Below are 18,922 nucleotides of genomic sequence, written 5' to 3'. Positions count from 1 at the left end.
GGCCCGCACCGGATCAAGACAGGTGCGCGGCGCCTGCCAAATCGTCCGGTGCCGGGGTCCGCGCGACCGGACCGAGGTCGACCGGCATGTGCTCGAAACCGTGCAGGGTGAACAGGTTTCGCCGTACCGGCGCCTCGCGCAGCCGCAGGTTCGGGTAGCGGGTGTAGAGCGCGCGCAACGCATGCACGGCTTCCATCCTGGCCAGGCTGGCGCCGAGGCAGGCGTGGATGCCGCTGCTGAAGGCGACGTGTTCGCGCAGGTTCGGGCGATCGATGTCGAAGCGGTGCGGGTCGGCGAAGACGGCGGGGTCGCGGTTGGCACCCGCCAGCGACAGGATGACCGTGTGGCCCTCCCGCACCGTGACGCCGTCGATCTCGACGTCCTCGAGCGCCTGGCGCGCGGTGGTCTGCACCGGCGGGTCGAAGCGCAGGGTCTCCTCCACCACGTCGGACCAGCGGTCGGGATCGGCCTGGGCGAGCGCGAGCTGATCGGGGTTGGCCGACAGCGCCGCGATGGCGTTGCCGATCAGGTTGACGGTGGTCTCGAAACCGGCGCCCATCAGCAGGCTCGCGCCCGCCTGGAGTTCGCGCAGGTCCAGGTCGCCGGAGCGGACCAGGGTCGAGAGGATGTCCTCGCCGGGGTCGCGGCGCAGCTGGGCGATGTGGGCGGCCAGGTAGTCGTCCATCGATTCGATCGCGACCATCGCGCCCCGGTAGGTGCGCCACGCGGTGCCGATGTCGAGCAGCGGTGTCACCCGGTCGCCCCAGCGCAGGAACAGGTCGCGGTCGGCGGCGGGGAAGCCGAGCATGTCGGCGATGATCGCGATCGGCACCCTGGCGGCGAAATCGGTGATCAGGTCGACCGATCCGTGCGCAGGCATCGCGTCGAGCAGTTCGGCGGTGACCACCTCCACCCGATCCCGCAGCCGGGCGATGGCGCGCGGGGTGAACGCCGAGGCCACCGGCTTGCGCATCCTCGTGTGCTCGGGCGGATCGAGGACCAGCATCGACGGCGGCTCGACCGGGTTGGGCGGCAGCGTGACCAGCGCGGCCAGCTTGCGCCACGGTCCCGGCAGATCGCCGCCGAGTGCCTGCCGCACGCCGAATCGGGTGTCGCGCAGGATGGCCCGCACCTGGCCGTGGTCGAAGGCCGCGTAGGACAGCGGGGTCCGCAGCAGTCCGCCGGGCGCGCGGAGTTCGTCGATCAGCGGGTAGGGGTCGTGCAGGCCGCGCTGTCCACTGAGCAGGATGGCGAACGGGTCACCCTTGCGCACCTGCCAGCGCAGGACCGCCCGTGGCGCTCCGTGCTCGGCCGACCATCGCAACCAGTACTGCGCGTTCATCGCCACCCCTGCCGCTCTGCCGAATGGATGCCTCCACCGTACGGCTACCGGCACGCCGGCGGAACGTGTTCCAGTCGGAGATCGACCTATACCTGGGTAGGAGACGCGGCCCGGGTCAGCGCCGGACGGTGACCCGCTCGGTGGTGGCCCGATGCTCCACGGCGGCCGGGTCGGGATTGACGACCTGGACCAGCGAGGCACCGGCGTACAGCACCGCGATGTAGCCGTCGATCAGCTCGGTCACGGTCTCCCACGGCGCGCTCGACAGCACCCGGTCACCGGCGGAGATCCCCTGGAGCGCCGCCGACTTCCTGGCCTCGGCGAGCACCTCGCCCACCGAGAGCCCGTCGAGCGCGGCCCGGAAGCCACCGGGCAGGAACTGGTCGCCGTGCACGCGGACCGCGGTCGCGAAATCGGTGACGCCGACCGGGACATCGCGCACCGGCGTGCCCATCGCGTCCAGCGACAGCACCGCCACCTCGTCGACGCCGTCGGCGTCGTCGAGCCGGTCGGGGGTGACCAGGGCGAGGTCGGCGTCGGGATCGGGGGTGAGCACCACCTCGGTGCCCGCCCACCAGCAGCCGAGCAGCACGGCCGCGGTCTGCCAGTGCGCCGGCAGCAGCACGGCGACCCTGGCGCCGGGACTGAGCGCGAACTCGTCGCGCAGCAGATTGGCGGTCTTGGCGGCCCAGTTGGCCAGCGTCAGGCCCGACAGCTCGATGCGGGCGCCGGTGGCGTCGTCGTACCAGGTGACGCGCGGACCGGCCGGGTCGCGTTCGAGGATCGGGTCGAGGAGGACGTCGGTGAGGGTCGAGTTCGGCTCACGCATGGGTCAGTTCACGCATTTCGGTCCGTTCTGGCCTGCGTCGATCGGCGGGGCTGGCGGTACTGGCGTCGCGGTCGCCGAGGATGTTCCGTCGAAATCGAACATGCCTGCCGCGGCCGAGCCCGGACCAGAATAGTCGCTCGCCAGCACCACGCTCACGGTATCCGCCGACAGTGACGGATCCGCGACCACGGTGAGACCGCCCAGTGCCTCGGCCACCGCCGCGGCCTTCGGATCCCCGGCGTCCGCGGCGAGCACCCGGCTCGAACTCACGCTGCCTCCGGAGTAATTGCCCACCAGGCCCTCGCGGAAACCCTTGCCGGTCAACGCGCTCGACACCTTGGCGGCCAGCCCGGCCTTGCCGCCCGCGTTGAACACGCTCACCGTCACCGTCGACGGGTCGAGCTTCGGCGCGTCGCCGCCGCCCTTCTTCTCCTCGCCGACGAGCCCGGCGACGTAGTCCTGCACCGCCTTCGGCTCGACCCGGACCACCGATTCGCCCGCCGAGGTCATGCTGTTGAGGTCGGCGACCGGGATGGTCTCGAATTCCACCTTGCCGCCGGACAGATCCTTGAGCTGCTGCAGGAAGGCCAGCACGTCCCAGTCCTCGTCGAGCACCACCGTGCGCCCGACCGCCTCGCTGATCTCGCCGAGCTTGCCCGGATTCGCCAGGATCTTGGCATTGAGCAACTGGCCGACCAGCTGGGCCATGAACACCTGCTGACGCACGATGCGATCGATGTCACCGCGCGGCAGCCCGTGCCGCTGGCGCACGAAACTCAGCGCCTGCTGACCGTCCAGACGCTGCTGCCCGGCCGGGAAGTCCGCGCCCGACATCCATTCGTCCACCGCGTTGTTCAGGCACACCTCGACCCCGCCGACGGCATCGGTGAGCAGCACGAAGCCGAGCAGACTGACCTCGGCGTAATGGTCGACGGTGATGCCGGTGAGCGAGGCCACGGACTTGATCAGCGCCTGCCTGCCCGACTTGGTCGACTCGCGTTCGGCGTCGGCCTCGGAGCTGCCCTTGGCCAGCAGCTTGGCGCGTTCGGCCTCCTTGGTGGAGCCGTAGGCGGAGTTGATCTTGGCCTTGCCCTGGCCGGGCACGTCGACGTAGGAGTCGCGCGGGATCGAGATCGCGGTGGCCGAGCGGCCGTCGTTGGGCACCCGGACCAGCACGATGGTGTCGGTATTGGTGCCCACCTCGTCGCCCGCGTGCAGCATCGCGCGCTCGGCCGAGGTCAGCGGGTTGCCGTGCGCGTCGGTGCGGCTGTCGACGCCGACGAGCAGGATGTCGACCGCGCCGTCGCGACCGCCGCCGAGCCCGAGACCACCGATGCGATCGATATTGGCGATCAGATTGTCGACACTGCGCCACGCGAATCCGGTGAGGGCGAGCACCAGCACCGCCGCGATCGCCACCATCACCTGCACCGGACCGGCACCGGTCTGGGTGGCGACCGTGGGTGGTCGTGTCGACTCTCGCACTCGTGATCCTCTCGACGAACTCCGCGCTCGGCTCCGAATCCCCGGCAAACCCCACCATCTCGTGTGCCTGGGCTCGTCCACCGAAACCGGCCATCACAGGCTAACCAACAGTTACCACAGTCACGCCGAACCGCAGGTGTTCCGGCGTGCCAGACTGGCCGCGTGAACCCCGATTTCCCCGTCCCCTCCCGGCTGATCGTAACCGGAGCGCGTGGCCTGCTGGGGCGAGAGATCCTGCGGCTCGCGCCCGCGGCGTCGGGCTACGGCAGGGCCGAGCTCGATATCACCGATCGCGCGGCCGTCGACGCCGTCCTGCGCCCGGGCGCGGTGGTGCTCAACTGCGCCGCCTACACCGCGGTCGACGCCGCCGAATCCGATCGCGACGCCGCCTTCGCCGCCAATGCCACCGGCCCCGCCGTGCTGGCCGCCGCCTGCGCCGCGGCGGGGGCCCGGCTGATCCACGTGTCCACCGACTACGTCTTCCCCGGCACCGCGAGCACGCCCTACGAACCGGACGACCCCACCGGACCGGCGACGGTCTACGGCCAGTCGAAGCTGGCCGGCGAGCGGGCGGTGCTGGAGCTGAGCCCCGACGCGCAGGTCGTGCGCACCGCCTGGGTGTACTCCGGTGTCGAGGGGGATTTCGTCGCGACCATGCGCAGGCTGGAACGCGAACGCGAGACCGTCACCGTGGTCGACGACCAGCTCGGCTCCCCCACCAGCGCCGCCGATCTCGCGGCCGCGCTGCTCGAGCTGAGCACCCGGCCCGCCGCGCCTCGGGTGCTGCACGCCACCAATTCCGGCACCGCCACCTGGTTCGATCTGGCCGTCGCCGTCTTCACCGAGATCGGGGCGGATCCGGCGCGGGTGCTGCCGTGCGATTCGAGCGCCTTTCCCAGACCCGCACCGCGACCGTCCTATTCGGTGCTGTCCCCCGCGGCGTGGGACGCGGCCGGTCTCACCCCGTTGCGGCCTTGGCGTTCCGCACTAGCCGACGCACTCCGGCGTCTGTCCGACTAGGCTGCCCAGTCGTGAACGCAGCCGATTCCGCGGCCCCTGCGGGCCTTGCCGTCGTCACGGTGACTTATTCACCGGGCGAGCACCTCGAGCACTTCATCACCACCCTGGCCGACGCCACCAGCGAGAAGCCGCAGGTGATCCTGGCCGACAACGGCTCGACCGACGGCGTGCCCGAGCTCGTCGCCGAGGCCAACTCGCACGTGCGGCTGCTGCGGACCGGCGGCAACATCGGCTACGGCGGCGCCATCAACCGGGCCGTCGCCGAGATCGACCCGTCGATCGAGTTCGTGATCCTGGCCAACCCGGACATCCGGTGGGGCGTCGATTCCATCGACAAGATGCTCGCGGCCGCCCAGCGCTGGCCCCGGGCCGGCGCGTTCGGGCCGATGGTGCGTGAGCCCGACGGCAGCGTCTACCCGTCCGCGCGCCGGGTCCCCGGCCTCGCCGACGGCGCGGGCCACGCCATCCTGGGCACGATCTGGCCGAAGAACCCCTGGTCGGTGCGCTACCGGCAGGAGAACGAGGAGATCTCCGAGCGGGTGGTCGGCTGGCTGTCCGGCTCCTGCCTGCTGGTCCGCCGGGCCGCCTTCGACACCATCGACGGCTTCGACTCGCGCTACTTCATGTACATGGAGGACGTCGACTTCGGTGACCGCATGGGCAAGGCGGGCTGGCACAATGTGTTCGTCCCCGACGCCGAGGTGACCCACGCCAAGGGCCACGCCGCGGGCAAGCATCCCGAACTGATGCTGCCCGCCCACCACGCCAGCGCCTACCGCTTCCAGGCCGACCGGCATCCGCACTGGTGGCAGGCGCCGTTGCGGGGCGCACTGCGCGCCGGACTTGCGGTTCGCTCCCGGATTGCGGTTCGATCGGCGCTGCGCGAGAAAGCGCGCACCGGCGCCTGACGTGGGCGCCGTCACTGTGAACAGGGGAAACTCGATGGCAGGCAACTCAGGCACCGACGCGGTCATCCTCGTCGGCGGACAGGGCACGCGGCTGCGTCCGCTCACCCTCTCGGCGCCCAAGCCGATGCTGCCGACGGCCGGGCTGCCGTTCCTGACCCACCTGCTGGCCCGCATCGCCGAGGCCGGGATCACCCACGTGGTGCTGGGTACCTCGTTCAAGGCCGAGGTGTTCGAAGAGCACTTCGGTGACGGCTCCGAACTCGGGCTCGAGCTCGAGTACGTCACCGAGACCGAGCCGCTGGGCACCGGCGGCGGTATCCGCAACGTGCTGCCCAAGCTGCGCGCGGACAACGTCATGGTGTTCAACGGCGACGTCCTCGGCGGCACCGATCTGGGCGCGATCCTCGACACCCACGAGTCGACCAACGCCGACGTCACCCTGCACCTGGTCCGGGTCAGCGACCCGCGCGCCTTCGGCTGCGTGCCGACCGACGCCGACGGCCGGGTCACCGCGTTCCTGGAGAAGACCCAGGATCCGCCGACCGACCAGATCAACGCGGGCTGCTACGTGTTCCGCCGCGAGTACATCGAGAAGATCCCGACCGGTCGCCCGGTCTCGGTCGAGCGCGAGGTCTTCCCCGCGCTGCTGGCCGAGGGCGCGCGGGTGCAGGGCCACGTCGACGCCTCCTACTGGCGCGACATGGGCACCCCGGAGGACTTCGTGCGCGGCTCGGCCGACCTGGTCCGCGGCATCGCCCCCTCGCCCGCGCTGCCGGGCCAGCGGGGTGAGTCGCTGGTGCATCCCGGTGCGGGCGTCGCTCCTGGCGCGCTGCTCATCGGCGGCACCGTGGTCGGCCGCGGCGCCGAGATCGGTGCCGGTGCCCGCCTGGACGGCGCGGTCATCTTCGACGGCGCGATCGTCGAAGCGGGCGCGACCGTCGAACGCTCCATCGTCGGCTTCGGCGCCCGGATCGGTCCGCGCGCGCTGGTCCGCGACGGCGTGATCGGCGACGGCGCGAATATCGGCGCCCGCTGTGAACTGCTGCGCGGTGCCAGGGTGTGGCCGGGTGTGGAGATCCCCGACGGCGGCATCCGCTTCTCCACCGACGTCTGATCCGTTCCACCGCGGTAGCCGCCGACTGTCGGTCGGTGGCCACCGCGGTGTTGGTTTCCGCGACAAAATCACCTGGTCGGAGCCCCGATACAGGTAGTGAAGTACTCAGGCGTGGCGGTTCTCGACCCTGCGAACATTCGCGGTATGGAGAGGCTCGTCATCCTCCACCCGCAGGAACTGGCGGGTACTGTTCTGCCGCTCACCGCTGGTCGGCAGCTGATCGGCCGCGGCGCGCGGGCGGACCTGCGCCTCGACGACCGCTATCTCAGCGCCGCGCACGCGGCCATCGATCTCACCGCCGGTCGCGCCACCGTGGAGGACCTCGGTTCCGCCAACGGCACCAGGGTCGACGGTGAGCTGATCGCGGGTCTGCGCCCGCTGCGCGACGGCGACATCCTCACCTTCGGCAATGTCGACGCGCGCTTCGAGCAGGGGCCACCCACCGTGACGATGCCGAGTTCGGCCGTACGCAGGCCACCGCCGGACCCGGTCACCTTCACGGTGGAGCGGCAGACCGGGCACCAGATCAACAATGTCGGGCGCGATCAGATCAACAGCTACATCGAGCAGCGCGAGAGTTTCCTGCGCGCGGTCGCGGCATCCAGGACCAAGGCACGCTGGGTGTTCTGGATCGGCCTGTTCATGCTGGTCGGCGGCGGAATCGGCTACGCGTACTTCCTGATCGACGGGATCAGCGAGCTGAACGACACGTTCGGCGATGCGAGCGCAGGGCCGCCCGACGGGATGCTGTTCTTCGGCCCCGACACGAGCCTCGGCATGCCCGCCGGGTTGATCTGCTTCGCGGTGGCCTTCGTCGGTCAGTTCCTGCTGATCATCGGCCTGATCATGTGGATCGTCGCGGCCGCCCGCGTCCGCAAGGTCGACCGGGACCCACGGCACGCGTGGAACTCACCGTTCGTCAGATAAGGGGAAAATCTCGTGGTCTTCAATATCGGCTCGCAGCAGGGCAATATCAACAACGTCGCCGGCGACCAAACCATCCACGGCGGTCAGCACGGCACCTTCACCGCCACCCAGACCGTCGACTTCGCCGTAGAACTCGAGGCCACCCTGCGGCGGCTCGGCATGGACCGCGCCGCCGACGACGCGGCCGAGGTCCGGCGCGAACTCGCCCGGCCACAGCCCGACCGCGAGCAGATCTCCGCGCGGCTGACCCGGATCGCCCAGGCCGCCACGGTGGTCGCGGGCGCGGCGACCGCCGTGGCCGGCCCGCTCACCGCCCTCGCGCACTGGCTGGGCGCGCTCGGCGCGCCGATCCTGGGGCTGCTCGCCTAGCTGAAGCCGACCGCCTGGTCGCCCCAGGCGGTGTGCAGGTCGGCGTCGGGGTTGTCGACGACGCGGTCGATGGTGTCGATGAGCAGCGTGGTGCGGGCGGACGGGCGGTAGTGGGGCCAGTGCTTGGAACCGTCGATGGCCGCGGGGACACCGTGTTCGGCGAAGGCCAGCCAGCGGCGCTGCATCCGGCCCGAGACCGCGACCGAGGCCTTGCGACCGCCGAGCCAGAAGGTCGGATCGTGGTTCAGAGTGCCGAAATTGCCGAAGACGTACGGCAATTCGGTGGCGTGCCCGGCGCCGACCCGGGCCGCCTTCAGCATCGGGGTCGCGTAGTCGAAGCGGTACATCCAGGTCGGCGAGTGCTGGGCGTGCCCCTCGGCGACCCAGGCGGCGGGCATCCGGAAGGCCGCATCGGTCGACATGGCCAGCGCCCCGCGGGTCTTCGTCAGATCCGGGTAGGCGGAGGTGATCTCGGCGATCCGCTCGGGCGACATCTCCGGATGCGAGGCCGCGACATCGCGCAGCATCGCGTTCACCGCGTCGGGTGTCACCGGCATGATCGGCGAGCGCAGTACCCGGAACAGCGAGGCCTCGTCCCGGTTGGTCCCGATCAGCAGCGGTACCCGATGCGAACGCCCCTGCTGGAAGAGGTCGATCGGGTAGCCGGGCAACAGATCACCGTCGACGACGGGCGCCGCCGCGAGCCTGCCCGGTTCGTTGATCGGCACCTCGTCGAGCAGCACCGCGCCCACCTCGACGAGCCGATCGATCGGCAGGTCCAGCAGCCGATCCGTCTCGCCGGGGCCGAGTTCGAGCAGTTCCAGGTAGCGCTGCGCGACGACGGCCGCGCGTTCCTGCCCGAAGACCGTGGTGGCGGGCGGACTCTGGGCGATCGCCTTGTGGAACAGCCCGGCCGCCGACGGCGAGGTGAGCAGCGCCGTGACGCAGCCCGCGCCCGAGGACTCACCGAAGACCGTGACATTGTCCGGATCGCCGCCGAACGCCGCGATGTTGTCGCGCACCCAGGCCAGCGCCGCCAGCTGATCGCGCAGGCCGAGATTCGGGGTGAACGGCGTGCCGAACGAGGACAGGTCGAGGAAGCCGAGCACGCCGATCCGGTAGTTCACCGACACGACGACAACGTCACCGGCCTCGGCCAGTTTGCGCCCGTCGTAGATGGTCTGCGCCGCGGTGCCGAGGCAGTAGGCGCCGCCGTGCAGCCACACCATCACCGGGCGCGGCGCGTCGTCGCTCGGCTCGGGGCGCGGCGACCAGACGTTGACCCAGAGACAGTCCTCGCCCATCGCCAGATCGGAGTCGACGGGCACCATCGCGCCCATCGCCTGCGGGGCGATGTCACCGAAGACGACGCAATCGCGCACGCCGTCCCAGGCGCGCGGCGGCCGCGGCGGCGAGAAGCGGTCAGGTCCGGCCGGTGCGGCGGCGTAGGGGACGCTGCGCCAGACCGCGATCGGCCCGTCCCAGGCGCCGCTGACCGTTCCGTACTCCGTGCGAGCCAGCGGTTCGGCCTCGTGCGTCCGCACGTCGGGGCCGAGATCGGACTGAATGCTCATCGCACACCTCCTAGCCGGCGCGACCCGACGGGTGCCTGTGTATTTGCTCCCGCAGGCCGCAGCACCTGGTGACTCCTTACGAGAGTACGTGCGTCCGCCCCGGTCAGCCTCCCAACGCACCATTCCGACAGGTAACAGTTACCCCGCGGAACACGCCGAATCCGCTTCTCAGCGGGCCGCCCGGCGGTCACGATGTGGATTCGGCCACGTCCGCCGTCCGCTCCGGCCCCGGACACGGCGATATCTGCCGCTGCCCGAAGATCCCCGTCCGGGCGACTGCCGACATCACAGCTAGTTAGCTGAAAATAAGCTGCGCTTCGTCGCCGTGCCGTCGACGAGAACCGCGTCGCGCGGCAGGTCGCCGATGCGATCGACGCCGAACACCTGATGTCATACCGTGCCGGGCGAAGGCTTCGGCGCACGGTGATCGCAAGCGCCCGCCTACACTGTGCCGATGCCGAACTACAGCTTCCGGTGCCGCTCCTGCGGCGACACGTTCGAGGTGAACCGGCCGATGGCGCAGGCCGCGGACCCGGCCGCCTGCCCGGCGGGCCACGACGACACGGTCAAACTGCTCACCACCTTCGGCACCGTCGGCCGCGGGTCCGCCCCCGCGCCGGTGGCCGCGCCGCGCCCCGCCGGTGGCGGGTGCTGTGGTGGCGGCGGTTGCTGCTGACCTGCGGGGCCGTCCGCTGATCGCCGCGGGTTCGTAGAATCGAGGGGGACCGATCCCCTCGCGGAAGAAGACGCGTCATGACCGTCGCGCGTACCGCGGTCGCCCTGGTGCTGGCCGCCCTGCTCGTCTACTCCGCCCGCGCGAAACTGTCCGGCAGGCCCGAGGTCGTCGAGGCCTACGCCAGGGTCGGCGTCGAACGCCGACGGCTGCCGATCCTCGCGGCCGTGCTGCTGGCCGCCGCGCTCGGGCTGGTCGTCGGCCTGTGGTGGACGCCGCTGGGCCTGGCGACGGCGCTCGGGCTGGTGGCGTACTTCGCGCTGGCGCTCCTCGCGCACGCCACCCACCACGATCTGAACCATGCCGGGCCGCCCGCGGTGATCTTCGGGCTCGCGATCGCGGCCGCGGTGCTGTTCGCCTGATTCAGTCGCGGCGGTCCACGTGGCCGAGGTCGCGGTCGGGATCGATGCGGTCGCGCACGCGCTGCTTGAGGACGGCGATGTCGGGGAAGCCGCCGTCGACCTTGCGCTCCCACAGCTGTTCACCGTCGAGGGTGATCCGGAAGATGCCACCCTGACCGGGCACCAGGGCGACCTCACCGAGATCGGTGGCGAAGGTGGTCAGCAGTTCCTGGGCCATCCAGCTCGCGCGCAGCAGCCAGCGGCATTGGGTGCAGTACTCGATCGCGATCCTGGGCACGGGGCCAGTATCCACCAGGGGTGACTCAGGCGCTGAACGTGCCGTCGAGGTAGACCCACGCGCCGTCGACCCGGACGAAGGTGCTGTTCTCGTGCATCGCGTCGCGGACGCCGTCCGCCTTGTAGTGGGCGATGAACTCGACGGTGCCGTTGTCGTCGAACGGCCCGCCGCGCTGCGTGCCGACGATCTCCAGGAACAGCCACCGCTGCGCCGGGTCGAGCTCGAGCTCGGCGGGCCGGGTGTTCGGATGCCAGGAACGCAGCAGGTAGTCGACGTCACCGACGACATAGGCGGTGTAGCGCGAGCGCATGAGGGTCTCGGCGGTGGGTGCGGGCCGGGTGCCCGCCAGGATCGGTCCGCAGCAGTCGTCGAACGGTTCGCCGCGGCGGCACGGACACGGTTTCGCTTCACCCATGCCGGTCATCCTGCCGGGTGGGGACCGGCGGCGCCCACGCGGGATCAGCCGAACGGCTGGTGCGCGAGCGGGACCAGTTCCAGCGTCCGCGCGAGGTCACCGGTCTGATCGCGCCAGCGCCGCAGGTCGGTCACGCTGGGCGCCATCTCGTAGTCGAGGTGATGGGCCGCCCGGGACAGCGCGGCCCACAGCGCGCCGACCTGCCCCGCCGTCTCCGGCCCCGCGTACACACGCAGGGCGAGGAGCTGGGCCCGCATCGGGCAGCGCATGAGTTCGGGGGCGATCTGCGCCCACAGTTCGTCGACGGCCTGCTCGAGCGCGAGCCGCAGAATCCACGCGACCGCCCGCGACCACACCCCGCCCGCGTCGGAGACGTCGCCGGACAGCAGGTTCTCGGCCGCCTCCAGGCGCTCGGCCACCGAGGGACGCGGGGTGTACCTGGGCCGTCGCGGCCTGCTCCGCCGGTTCACCGGAGCACCACCGCGGCACCGCCGCCCCGGCGGGACCGCGAGCGCCGACCACCTGTATCGCGGCTCATGAGCGGACCGCGGCGGGCTCGTGGGCGCGCAGCCAGGCGATGAATCGTTCGGTGTCGCTGATCAATTCCCGCATCGGCCGATCGATCGGCACATGCGCGCCCGCGGTGGCGTCGCGCAGCACGCCGACCAGCCAGCGGCCGCCGACCGCGCTCAGGTGCTTGTTCAGGTCGTCGACGCGGGCGCCGGGGCCCATGATCGCCAGGGTGATCATCGCGCGGGTGGTGTGGGCGTTGCGCACCCGCCGTTCCACCTCGGCGTGATCGAGGCCGGTGGCGAGCAGTTCCTGGCGGGCCTTCGCCAGCCCCGCCGCCTCGATCGCGGAGCGGCAGCAGGTGGCGACGAGTTCGTCGGCGATGGCGGACGGCAGCTGCGGGGTGCGCAGCAGCGAGCGGGCGTCGTCGAGGTAGCGGCGCACCGGGTCGCCGGTCACCCGCACCTCCACCACGGAACGTTCCCGGCGCTGCACCTCGAGCACCGTGGCGTCGAGCTGCATCCGGCGCACCGCCTCGGCCAAGCGCTCGTCGTGGGTGAACACCACCACCTGCCGGGTGGTCGCCACCTCGGCGAGCACCCTGGCCAGGCCGTCGACCTTCGCCGGGTCCATCGCCTGCACCGGATCGTCGATCATCACGAAGCGGAACGGACTGTGCGACATCGTCGCTCGCGGCAGGAACAGCGACAGCCCGAGCGCGTGCAGCTCGCCCTGGCTCATCACGCCGAGCGCGGCGCCGTCCACCTCGTCGACGGTCACATCCAGCAGCACCCGCCGCGCGGTGCCCGCGCTGCCCTGCAACCGGATCGCGCCGAGTTCCACATTGCTCTGCTGCCGCAGCGTGCTCCACACCCACCGCGCGGTGCTCTCCAGCGGGCGCATCCGCTCGCCGCGAATCGTCGCGGTGGCCGATTTGAGCCAGTCCGCGGCCTTCTTCACCATCCGCAGTTCGGCCGCGTCCGCCGACACCGCGCGAGCGGGGTCGAGCCAGGCGAGGATGCGCGGGACGAGCGGGGACCACACGGAGTCGAGGCGATCGAGCTCGGTGCTCGTATCACGTTGCAGAGCAGAGAGTTCGGCGCTCAACTCGGCGTAGGTGTCACCCAGACGCCGCGAAAACTCGTCATCGTGTTCCGCCTCGCCGAGCCCGGCCCACACCGTCCAGAGTGCGTGCACCGCCGACAGTTGCCGCCTGATCAGACCCGCCCCACCGCTCGCCTGCCCGACGCTCGACGCAGTCCCACCACCGACCACGGCGGCACCGCCCAGCGCGGTCCCACCTCCAGGCGTGGCCACACCTTCCGACGGCACAGCGCCGCTGCCCGATGTGGTTTCGCCGCCGCCGATCGACGCGGGAGCGACCGGTGTCGGCTGCGCGGCGCCGAGCTCGAGGGGTACACGCGACGTGAGCGCGCGAGCGGCGGCCAACGCGGCATCGAACTCCGCGCGGGCCGAGCGCAGTGCGGCGAGTTGCGTTTCGCGCTGGTCGATTTCGGCGTCGGCGGCGGCCAGCCAGGCGGTGTCGAGGTCGCCGCGGCCGCAGAGCGGGCAGGGGCAGGTGCCACCGGCGGTGACGTGTTCGCGGGCGCGGGTGAGCAGTTCGAGGACGCGCAGGTCGGACTCGGCGTCGGTGGTGGCGTGGCGCGACAACGCGGCCGAAGCGTCGGCGAGGCGATCGACCGCCGCGGCCACCTGTGCCGGGTCGGGCAGCGTGAGGCGCAGGATGGCCCGCAGTCCGTCGGGTCCGTCGGGCCCGAGCACCGAACCGGCGACTGCGGCGGCCACCGCGTCGAGATCGGGGTCCGGGACGCGGAGCAGGTCGGCGACGTGGCGGGCGCGCGCGTCGTCGACGTCGGCGAGTTCGGCGAGCAGATCGGTGCGGGACTGCCGCGAATCCTTGACGGCGCGCTCGAGTTCCAGCTTGCGCAGGCGGATGTGTTCGGCGGCGGCGGCCAGTTCGTCCAGGCCGAGCAGGCGGTGCAGCGCGTCGAACAGGTCGCTGGGCTTGCCGTCGACGAGAGCGCCGAGCTCGCTGTAGGACAGGAAGGGCCGATACAGGTCCAGCCGACCGCGCCTGCTGCGCGGGTCGATGGCCACGGTCCGGTCCGTGCCGCGACGCTCGGTCCACTGCGCCTCGCCCAGCTCGCTGCCGGGCGCCCAGTGCGTGGCGACCGTGAGCTCGGCCTCCTCGCCCGCCGTGAGCAGGTCGACCTCGATCCGGGCGAGATCGGGTTCGTGCAGGTTGCGCCAGCCTTCGCGCCACGCGGTCGAGCGGCCGTCCCAGCGCCGGTTGCCGCCCGTGAGCGCGAATTCGGCGGCCTCGGCGAAGCTGGACTTGCCGCTGCCGTTGCGCCCGACGACCAAGGTCAGCCCCGGTCCGGGGTTCAGGCGCAGCGTAGCCGTCGGCCCGATGCCGCGGAAGCCGTGCACGGTGATCGAGCGCAGGAAGACCCCGGTATCACCGGAATCGGGTGCGGCTCGATCACCGTCGGCCTCGGCGAGGGCTGCCAGCACGCACTCGGCGACCCGCCCCTCCACGGCGGGGTCGGCGGCGAGCTCACGCGCGACCACCTCGGCGATGCGATCCGAGCACACTTCTGCGACATCCCCCTTCGCGGCCGCACGCACCGCGGCGGCCGATCTGCCCGGCCCACGTGATCCTCCTCGGCAAACGCTACCTGATCGCGGAGCGTTCGCCCAGGGGATGCGCAGTGCCCCAGCGAATCTGCCCGCGGGAGTGGAATGGCCATCGTGGTGCCACGGCGGGCCCCTCGATGTCCACCCCTCGCCCACCCCGGCGGGCAGCTCGATGAGGTGTTCACACCCGCGCTACGCTGCGATGAGCGACGTGGGCGGTCCGGGCGAGCCGAACAGGTCAGAATGCCAGATTTTTCCGCAGGCAGCAAGTCCAACCGCACGAATCTGCCGGAGCGGCAGCGTCTTCCGCCGAGATTCGCCGACGTGAACGGCAGTTGTCGGTCCCCTGCGGTAGATATTTCGGCGAGGAGAGAACGGGGGAAGGCGATGACCGACCAACAGGCGCCGTGGACCGAGGACCAGGTCCGCGCACTCGCGCCGGACGCGAGCTCACTGGCTGCCGCGCGCAAGCTGGCCGGTCGCTGGCGCGCGACCGGTAGCGCGGGCAGTGCGGTGTGGGGTCTGTGCCAGGGCAGCGGGTCCAAGCCCTATCAGACGATCGTCGACCTGGCCGGGCCCGCGTACAAGTGCTCGTGCCCGAGCCGCAAGTTTCCGTGCAAGCACGCGCTGTCGCTGCTGCTGAGCTGGTCCGGTGGCGCGGTGCCTGCGCAGGACGCGCCCGCGGAGTTCGCCGCGGAGTGGCTGGCGGGCCGGGCGGCCAAGGCGGCGGCACCGCCCAAAGCCAAGGCGGCCGCCACACCGTCGCCGGCGACCGTCGAGCAACGGCGGGCCAGGGTCTCGGCGGGCCTGACCGAGCTGGAGGTGTGGCTCACCGACCAGATCCGGACCGGGCTGGCCCAGGCCGACCGCTCGTTCGCCGCGTACGAGGCGATCGCCGCCCGCATGGTCGACGCCCAGGCGCCCGGCGTCGCTGCGACGCTGCGCCGCCTGCCCGCCGCCGTGGTGACCACCGAGCACTGGCCCGAGCTGCTGCTGCGCGAGTACGCCCGGCTGCATCTGCTGGTGCTGGCCCATCGCACCATCGATGCCGTCCCGGAGCCGCTGCGGGCGGGCATCCGCACCCATGTCGGCTATCCGACCCAGGCCGAGACCGTGCTGGCCGAGCCGGCGGTGCGGGACCGCTGGCTGGTCCTCGGCATGCGGGTCAGCGAGGAGGAGCGCCTGCACACCCGGCGCACCTGGCTGCGCGGCCGCGGCAGCGGGCGCTGGGCGGTCCTGATCGAACATTCCTTCGGCACACCGAATTTCACCGGCGAGGTCCCCGCGCCCGGCCACGAGGTCGACGCCGATCTGCACTACTACCCCGGCGCCGCGCCGTTGCGCGTGCAGTGGGGCGCCCGGCACGGCGTCCCCGCGCCGTTCACCACCGTGCCCGCGATCGGCGGTGTCACCATCGGCGACGCGCTCGACGCCTACGCCTCGGCCCTGGGCGAGGACCCGTGGCTGCGGGCCTGGCCCGCCCTGCTGGCCGACGTGGTGCCGGTGCTCGACGAGCACGGCTGGCACCTCGTCGACGCCGAGGGCGCCGCGCTGCCGCTGCCCGCCGGGGTGCGGCCGTGGCGGTTGTTCGCGGTGGCGGGCGGTCATCCGGTGACGGTCACCGGTGAGTGGCGCGCCGACGGGTTCGATCCGGTCTCGGTGTTCAGCGCGGGCGAGGTCACCGATCTGGAGACCGAGTTCCCCACCCGGTCGGCACCGACTCCCGAACTGGCCGAACTGGTTTCGGTCGCGCTGCTCGGCACGGCCCGACGCAGTGCCGACGGCGTCCAGCTGGCCGACGCCGTGACGGCGGTGGTGCCGCAGCGCTCCGGCGAACCGGCGGTCCGGCTGCTCGACGCGGCCGCCCTCCAGGACCTCTACCTGCGCGGCGGCCGGATGCCGGGCACCGCGCCGAAGCCGGACCCCGCGCCCGACGACGCGCGCCCGCTGCTGCCCCGGCAGGCCGCCGATCGGCTCAGCCGCCTGCTCGCCGAGAAGTCCGCGTTCCTGCCCGAATGGTTCACCGCCGCGGCGCCGTTCGACTACCGGCTGCCGGATGTGCTGTGCGTGCAGGCACTCACCGCGGCCGCCGATGTCCAGCTGCGCGGGTCGCTGCTGCGGCTGGCCGGTCGGCGTGGCCGGTGGCTGGCGGCGCGGAACCCGGCGTGGTCGACGCTGCTCGACTCGTTCCCGGTCGATCGGGTCGAGCTGGCCGCGCCCGAGGAGGTCACCGGAACACCCGGGGCGCAGGATGTCTGGCTGTTCGGCGCCCCCGGCGAGCGCAAGGATTGGCTGGCGCGCCTGCGCCACACCGATCCCGCCGCCGCGCTCGAGGTGCTGAGTACCGCGTGGGCCAAGGAATCGGGCCCGATCAAGGCCGAGTTGCTCGCGCTCCTCGTCGACGGGTCGAGTCTCGCCGACGAGCCGCTGCTCGAGCGCGCACTCGACGATCGCCGCGGCGACGTCCGGCGCACCGCGGCAGGCCTGCTGGCCCGGCTGCCCGGGTCGGCGCTCGGGCAGCGGATGGCGGCGCTGGTGTCGGCGTGGCTGCGCGTCGACACCGACGGCACCGTCGAGGTCACGGTGCCCGCTGCGGTCGACGCGCAGGCCAGGCGCGACGGCATCACCGACGGCACCGACCAGGCCACCCTGCGCTGGGACACCCCCGACTCCACGCTGAAGACCCTGCACCAGGCGATCGCGGCCACCCCGTTGACCGCGTGGGAACCGCTCGTCGGCGCCACCGGAGCGGCCACCGCGACCGCCGCGCTGACCCTCACCCTGCCGCCGCGCTACGCCAAGGCGATCGTCGACGGCTGGGTCGACGCCGCCCTCGCCCAGCGCGACACCACCTGGGCCCGTGCGCTGTTCGCCAACGCCACCCCGACCGAACAGGCCGTACTGCGCCGCCGCGAACTGTTCACCCTGCTCGACGCCACCGACCGGATCGAGCACGTCCTCGATCTCGACGCCCACCAGCTCACCGAACTGCACGCGATCCTGCCCGGCCTCGACCATCCCTGGCCGCGCCCGGTCGCCGACCACGTCGTGCGCCTGCTCGGCGAACGCGCCCGCACGACCTCCCGCCAGGCCAACGCGAACGCCGGCGTCTACGCCGACCGGGCCCTGATCACCGCGGCGGGCGTGCACCTGCCCGTCGACCTGGCCGAGCGCGTCACCGCGCTCGCCGACAGCACCGACGACCCCGCCTGGCAACAGGCCTTCCACCGACTCGCCCACCACCTCACCGACCGCGCGACCATGCTCGAGGAGCTGCGATGACCACCACCGAACCGGCAACCACCCTGCTGCGTCCGCATGCCGAACAGGCCTTCGCCGAGGAGCTGTCCGCGCTGGCTCGCGTCGACGATCGGCCGCGGCCGCCGTCCTGGCGGCTCTCGCCGTGGGCGGTCGTCACCTATGTCCTCGGTGGCACGCTCGACGACGGCACCGTCATCACGCCCAAGTACGTCGGGCCGCGGCGGCTGATGGAGGTGGCCGTGGCGACCCTGGCCACCGATCGCGCCCTGCTGCTGCTCGGGGTGCCCGGCACCGCGAAAACCTGGGTGTCGGAACATCTCTCGGCCGCCATCAGCGGGGAGTCGACACTGCTGGTGCAGGGCACCTCGGGGACCGCCGAGGAGGCGATCCGGTACGGCTGGAACTACGCCAGGCTGCTGGCCGAGGGGCCAAGTGACGCCGCGCTGGTCGCCTCGCCGGTGATGACGGCCATGCGGACCGGGGCCATCGCCCGCATCGAAGAGCTGACCCGCATCCCGTCCGACGTGCAGGACGCGCTGATCACGATCCTGTCCGAGAAGACCCTGCCGGTGCCAGAGCTGGGCGCGGAAGTGCAGGCGGCCAAGGGTTTCAACGTGATCGCCACGGCCAACGACCGCGACCGCGGCGTGAACGACCTGTCCTCGGCGCTGCGCCGCCGCTTCAACACCGTGGTGCTGCCGCTGCCCGCCGACGAGGATTCCGAGGTCGCCATCGTCAGCAGGCGGGTCGAACAGCTCGGCGCCGCACTGGAACTGCCGACCGTCCCCGCCGCGGCCGAGGAGGTCCGCCGGGTGGTGCGGGTGTTCCGCGAACTGCGCTCCGGGATCACCGCCGACGGCCGCACCAAGCTCAAGTCCCCCTCGGGCACCCTGTCCACCGCCGAGGCCATCTCGGTGATCACCAACGGGCTCGCCCTGTCCGCGCACTTCGGTGACGGCGTGCTGCGGGCCTCCGATATCGCGGGTGCCGTCCTCGGTTCGGTGATCAAGGACCCGGTCGCCGACTCGGTGATCTGGACCGAATACCTCGAGGCCGTGGTGCGCGAACGTCCGGACTGGGCCGACTTCTACCGCGCCTGCCGCGAGATCTCGCACTGACGCCGGGCCGACGGGGAGGA

Annotated in this window: 17 protein-coding genes; 9 read left to right on the top strand and 8 right to left on the bottom strand. The window is 71.8% G+C overall.

What is annotated here, in order from left to right:
* Positions 1-13: 13 nt before the first annotated feature.
* The 3 genes from AB0H54_RS06950 to AB0H54_RS06940 all read right to left on the bottom strand — a co-directional run bounded on the left by AB0H54_RS06950 (position 14) and on the right by AB0H54_RS06940 (position 3,593).
* A complete protein-coding gene (locus AB0H54_RS06950) occupies positions 14-1,342 on the bottom strand; it encodes a cytochrome P450 (protein ID WP_357343368.1) in 1,329 nt (442 codons plus the stop codon).
* Positions 1,343-1,457: 115 nt separating this feature from the next.
* Positions 1,458-2,171: a TIGR03089 family protein gene (locus AB0H54_RS06945; RefSeq protein ID WP_357343366.1), complete on the bottom strand. Its 714-nt coding sequence runs from the start codon at positions 2,169-2,171 to the stop codon at positions 1,458-1,460.
* A 3-nt stretch (positions 2,172-2,174) separates the two neighbouring features.
* Positions 2,175-3,593, bottom strand: coding sequence for an LCP family protein (locus AB0H54_RS06940; protein WP_357344237.1), 1,419 nt, complete (start codon positions 3,591-3,593; stop codon positions 2,175-2,177).
* Positions 3,594-3,818: 225 nt separating this feature from the next.
* Between AB0H54_RS06940 and rfbD the strand changes: the two genes are divergently transcribed.
* From rfbD to AB0H54_RS06915, 5 genes are all read left to right on the top strand, one after another.
* Positions 3,819-4,676 carry a dTDP-4-dehydrorhamnose reductase gene (gene rfbD / locus AB0H54_RS06935; RefSeq protein WP_357343364.1) on the top strand — a complete coding sequence of 286 codons (858 nt, stop codon included), beginning with the start codon at positions 3,819-3,821 and terminating at the stop codon, positions 4,674-4,676.
* Positions 4,677-4,687: 11 nt separating this feature from the next.
* Positions 4,688-5,584 carry a glycosyltransferase family 2 protein gene (locus tag AB0H54_RS06930; protein WP_355276184.1) on the top strand — a complete coding sequence of 299 codons (897 nt, stop codon included), beginning with the start codon at positions 4,688-4,690 and terminating at the stop codon, positions 5,582-5,584.
* Positions 5,585-5,618: 34 nt separating this feature from the next.
* Complete coding sequence (locus AB0H54_RS06925) at positions 5,619-6,698, top strand: NDP-sugar synthase (RefSeq protein ID WP_355276186.1); 1,080 nt, start codon at positions 5,619-5,621, stop codon at positions 6,696-6,698.
* A 144-nt stretch (positions 6,699-6,842) separates the two neighbouring features.
* Positions 6,843-7,625 (top strand): FHA domain-containing protein, encoded by a 783-nt coding sequence (locus AB0H54_RS06920; RefSeq protein ID WP_357343362.1) that lies wholly within the window; start codon positions 6,843-6,845, stop codon positions 7,623-7,625.
* 12 nt (positions 7,626-7,637) lie between these two features.
* Positions 7,638-7,994, top strand: a complete 357-nt coding sequence (locus AB0H54_RS06915) for a hypothetical protein (protein WP_357343359.1) — start codon at positions 7,638-7,640, stop codon at positions 7,992-7,994.
* On the opposite strand, the gene AB0H54_RS06910 is transcribed toward AB0H54_RS06915, so the two are convergent.
* Complete coding sequence (locus tag AB0H54_RS06910) at positions 7,991-9,568, bottom strand: carboxylesterase/lipase family protein (RefSeq protein WP_357343357.1); 1,578 nt, start codon at positions 9,566-9,568, stop codon at positions 7,991-7,993. The two genes, AB0H54_RS06915 and AB0H54_RS06910, sit on opposite strands and share 4 nt — an antisense overlap.
* A 454-nt stretch (positions 9,569-10,022) precedes the next feature.
* Here AB0H54_RS06910 and AB0H54_RS06905 point away from each other — a divergent pair, with 454 nt between their 5' ends.
* The gene (locus tag AB0H54_RS06905) at positions 10,023-10,244 is read left to right on the top strand and encodes a zinc ribbon domain-containing protein (protein ID WP_355276204.1); all 222 of its coding nucleotides are present in this window, start codon (positions 10,023-10,025) and stop codon (positions 10,242-10,244) included.
* A gap of 77 nt (positions 10,245-10,321) precedes the next feature.
* Positions 10,322-10,663, top strand: a complete 342-nt coding sequence (locus AB0H54_RS06900; protein ID WP_357343355.1) for a DoxX family protein — start codon at positions 10,322-10,324, stop codon at positions 10,661-10,663.
* 1 nt (position 10,664) lies between these two features.
* On the opposite strand, the gene AB0H54_RS06895 is transcribed toward AB0H54_RS06900, so the two are convergent.
* The 4 genes from AB0H54_RS06895 to AB0H54_RS06880 all read right to left on the bottom strand — a co-directional run bounded on the left by AB0H54_RS06895 (position 10,665) and on the right by AB0H54_RS06880 (position 14,481).
* Complete coding sequence (locus AB0H54_RS06895) at positions 10,665-10,940, bottom strand: SelT/SelW/SelH family protein (RefSeq protein WP_357343353.1); 276 nt, start codon at positions 10,938-10,940, stop codon at positions 10,665-10,667.
* A gap of 25 nt (positions 10,941-10,965) precedes the next feature.
* Positions 10,966-11,364 carry a YchJ family protein gene (locus tag AB0H54_RS06890; protein ID WP_357343351.1) on the bottom strand — a complete coding sequence of 133 codons (399 nt, stop codon included), beginning with the start codon at positions 11,362-11,364 and terminating at the stop codon, positions 10,966-10,968.
* Positions 11,365-11,399: 35 nt separating this feature from the next.
* Positions 11,400-11,774 carry a hypothetical protein gene (locus tag AB0H54_RS06885; RefSeq protein WP_357343349.1) on the bottom strand — a complete coding sequence of 125 codons (375 nt, stop codon included), beginning with the start codon at positions 11,772-11,774 and terminating at the stop codon, positions 11,400-11,402.
* Between the two features lie 115 nt (positions 11,775-11,889).
* Positions 11,890-14,481, bottom strand: coding sequence for an AAA family ATPase (locus AB0H54_RS06880; protein ID WP_357343347.1), 2,592 nt, complete (start codon positions 14,479-14,481; stop codon positions 11,890-11,892).
* 429 nt (positions 14,482-14,910) lie between these two features.
* Between AB0H54_RS06880 and AB0H54_RS06875 the strand changes: the two genes are divergently transcribed.
* Positions 14,911-17,805, top strand: coding sequence for an SWIM zinc finger family protein (locus AB0H54_RS06875; RefSeq protein WP_357343345.1), 2,895 nt, complete (start codon positions 14,911-14,913; stop codon positions 17,803-17,805).
* Positions 17,802-18,902 (top strand): AAA family ATPase, encoded by a 1,101-nt coding sequence (locus AB0H54_RS06870; protein ID WP_357343344.1) that lies wholly within the window; start codon positions 17,802-17,804, stop codon positions 18,900-18,902. The genes AB0H54_RS06875 and AB0H54_RS06870 overlap by 4 nt, the downstream gene beginning before the upstream one ends.
* Positions 18,903-18,922 lie beyond the last annotated feature (20 nt).

The organism is Nocardia sp. NPDC050718 (assembly GCF_040654235.1).
GTDB lineage: Bacteria > Actinomycetota > Actinomycetes > Mycobacteriales > Mycobacteriaceae > Nocardia.
Note: the sequence above shows the minus strand (reverse complement) of the source record. Positions and strands in the feature narration are given on the sequence as shown.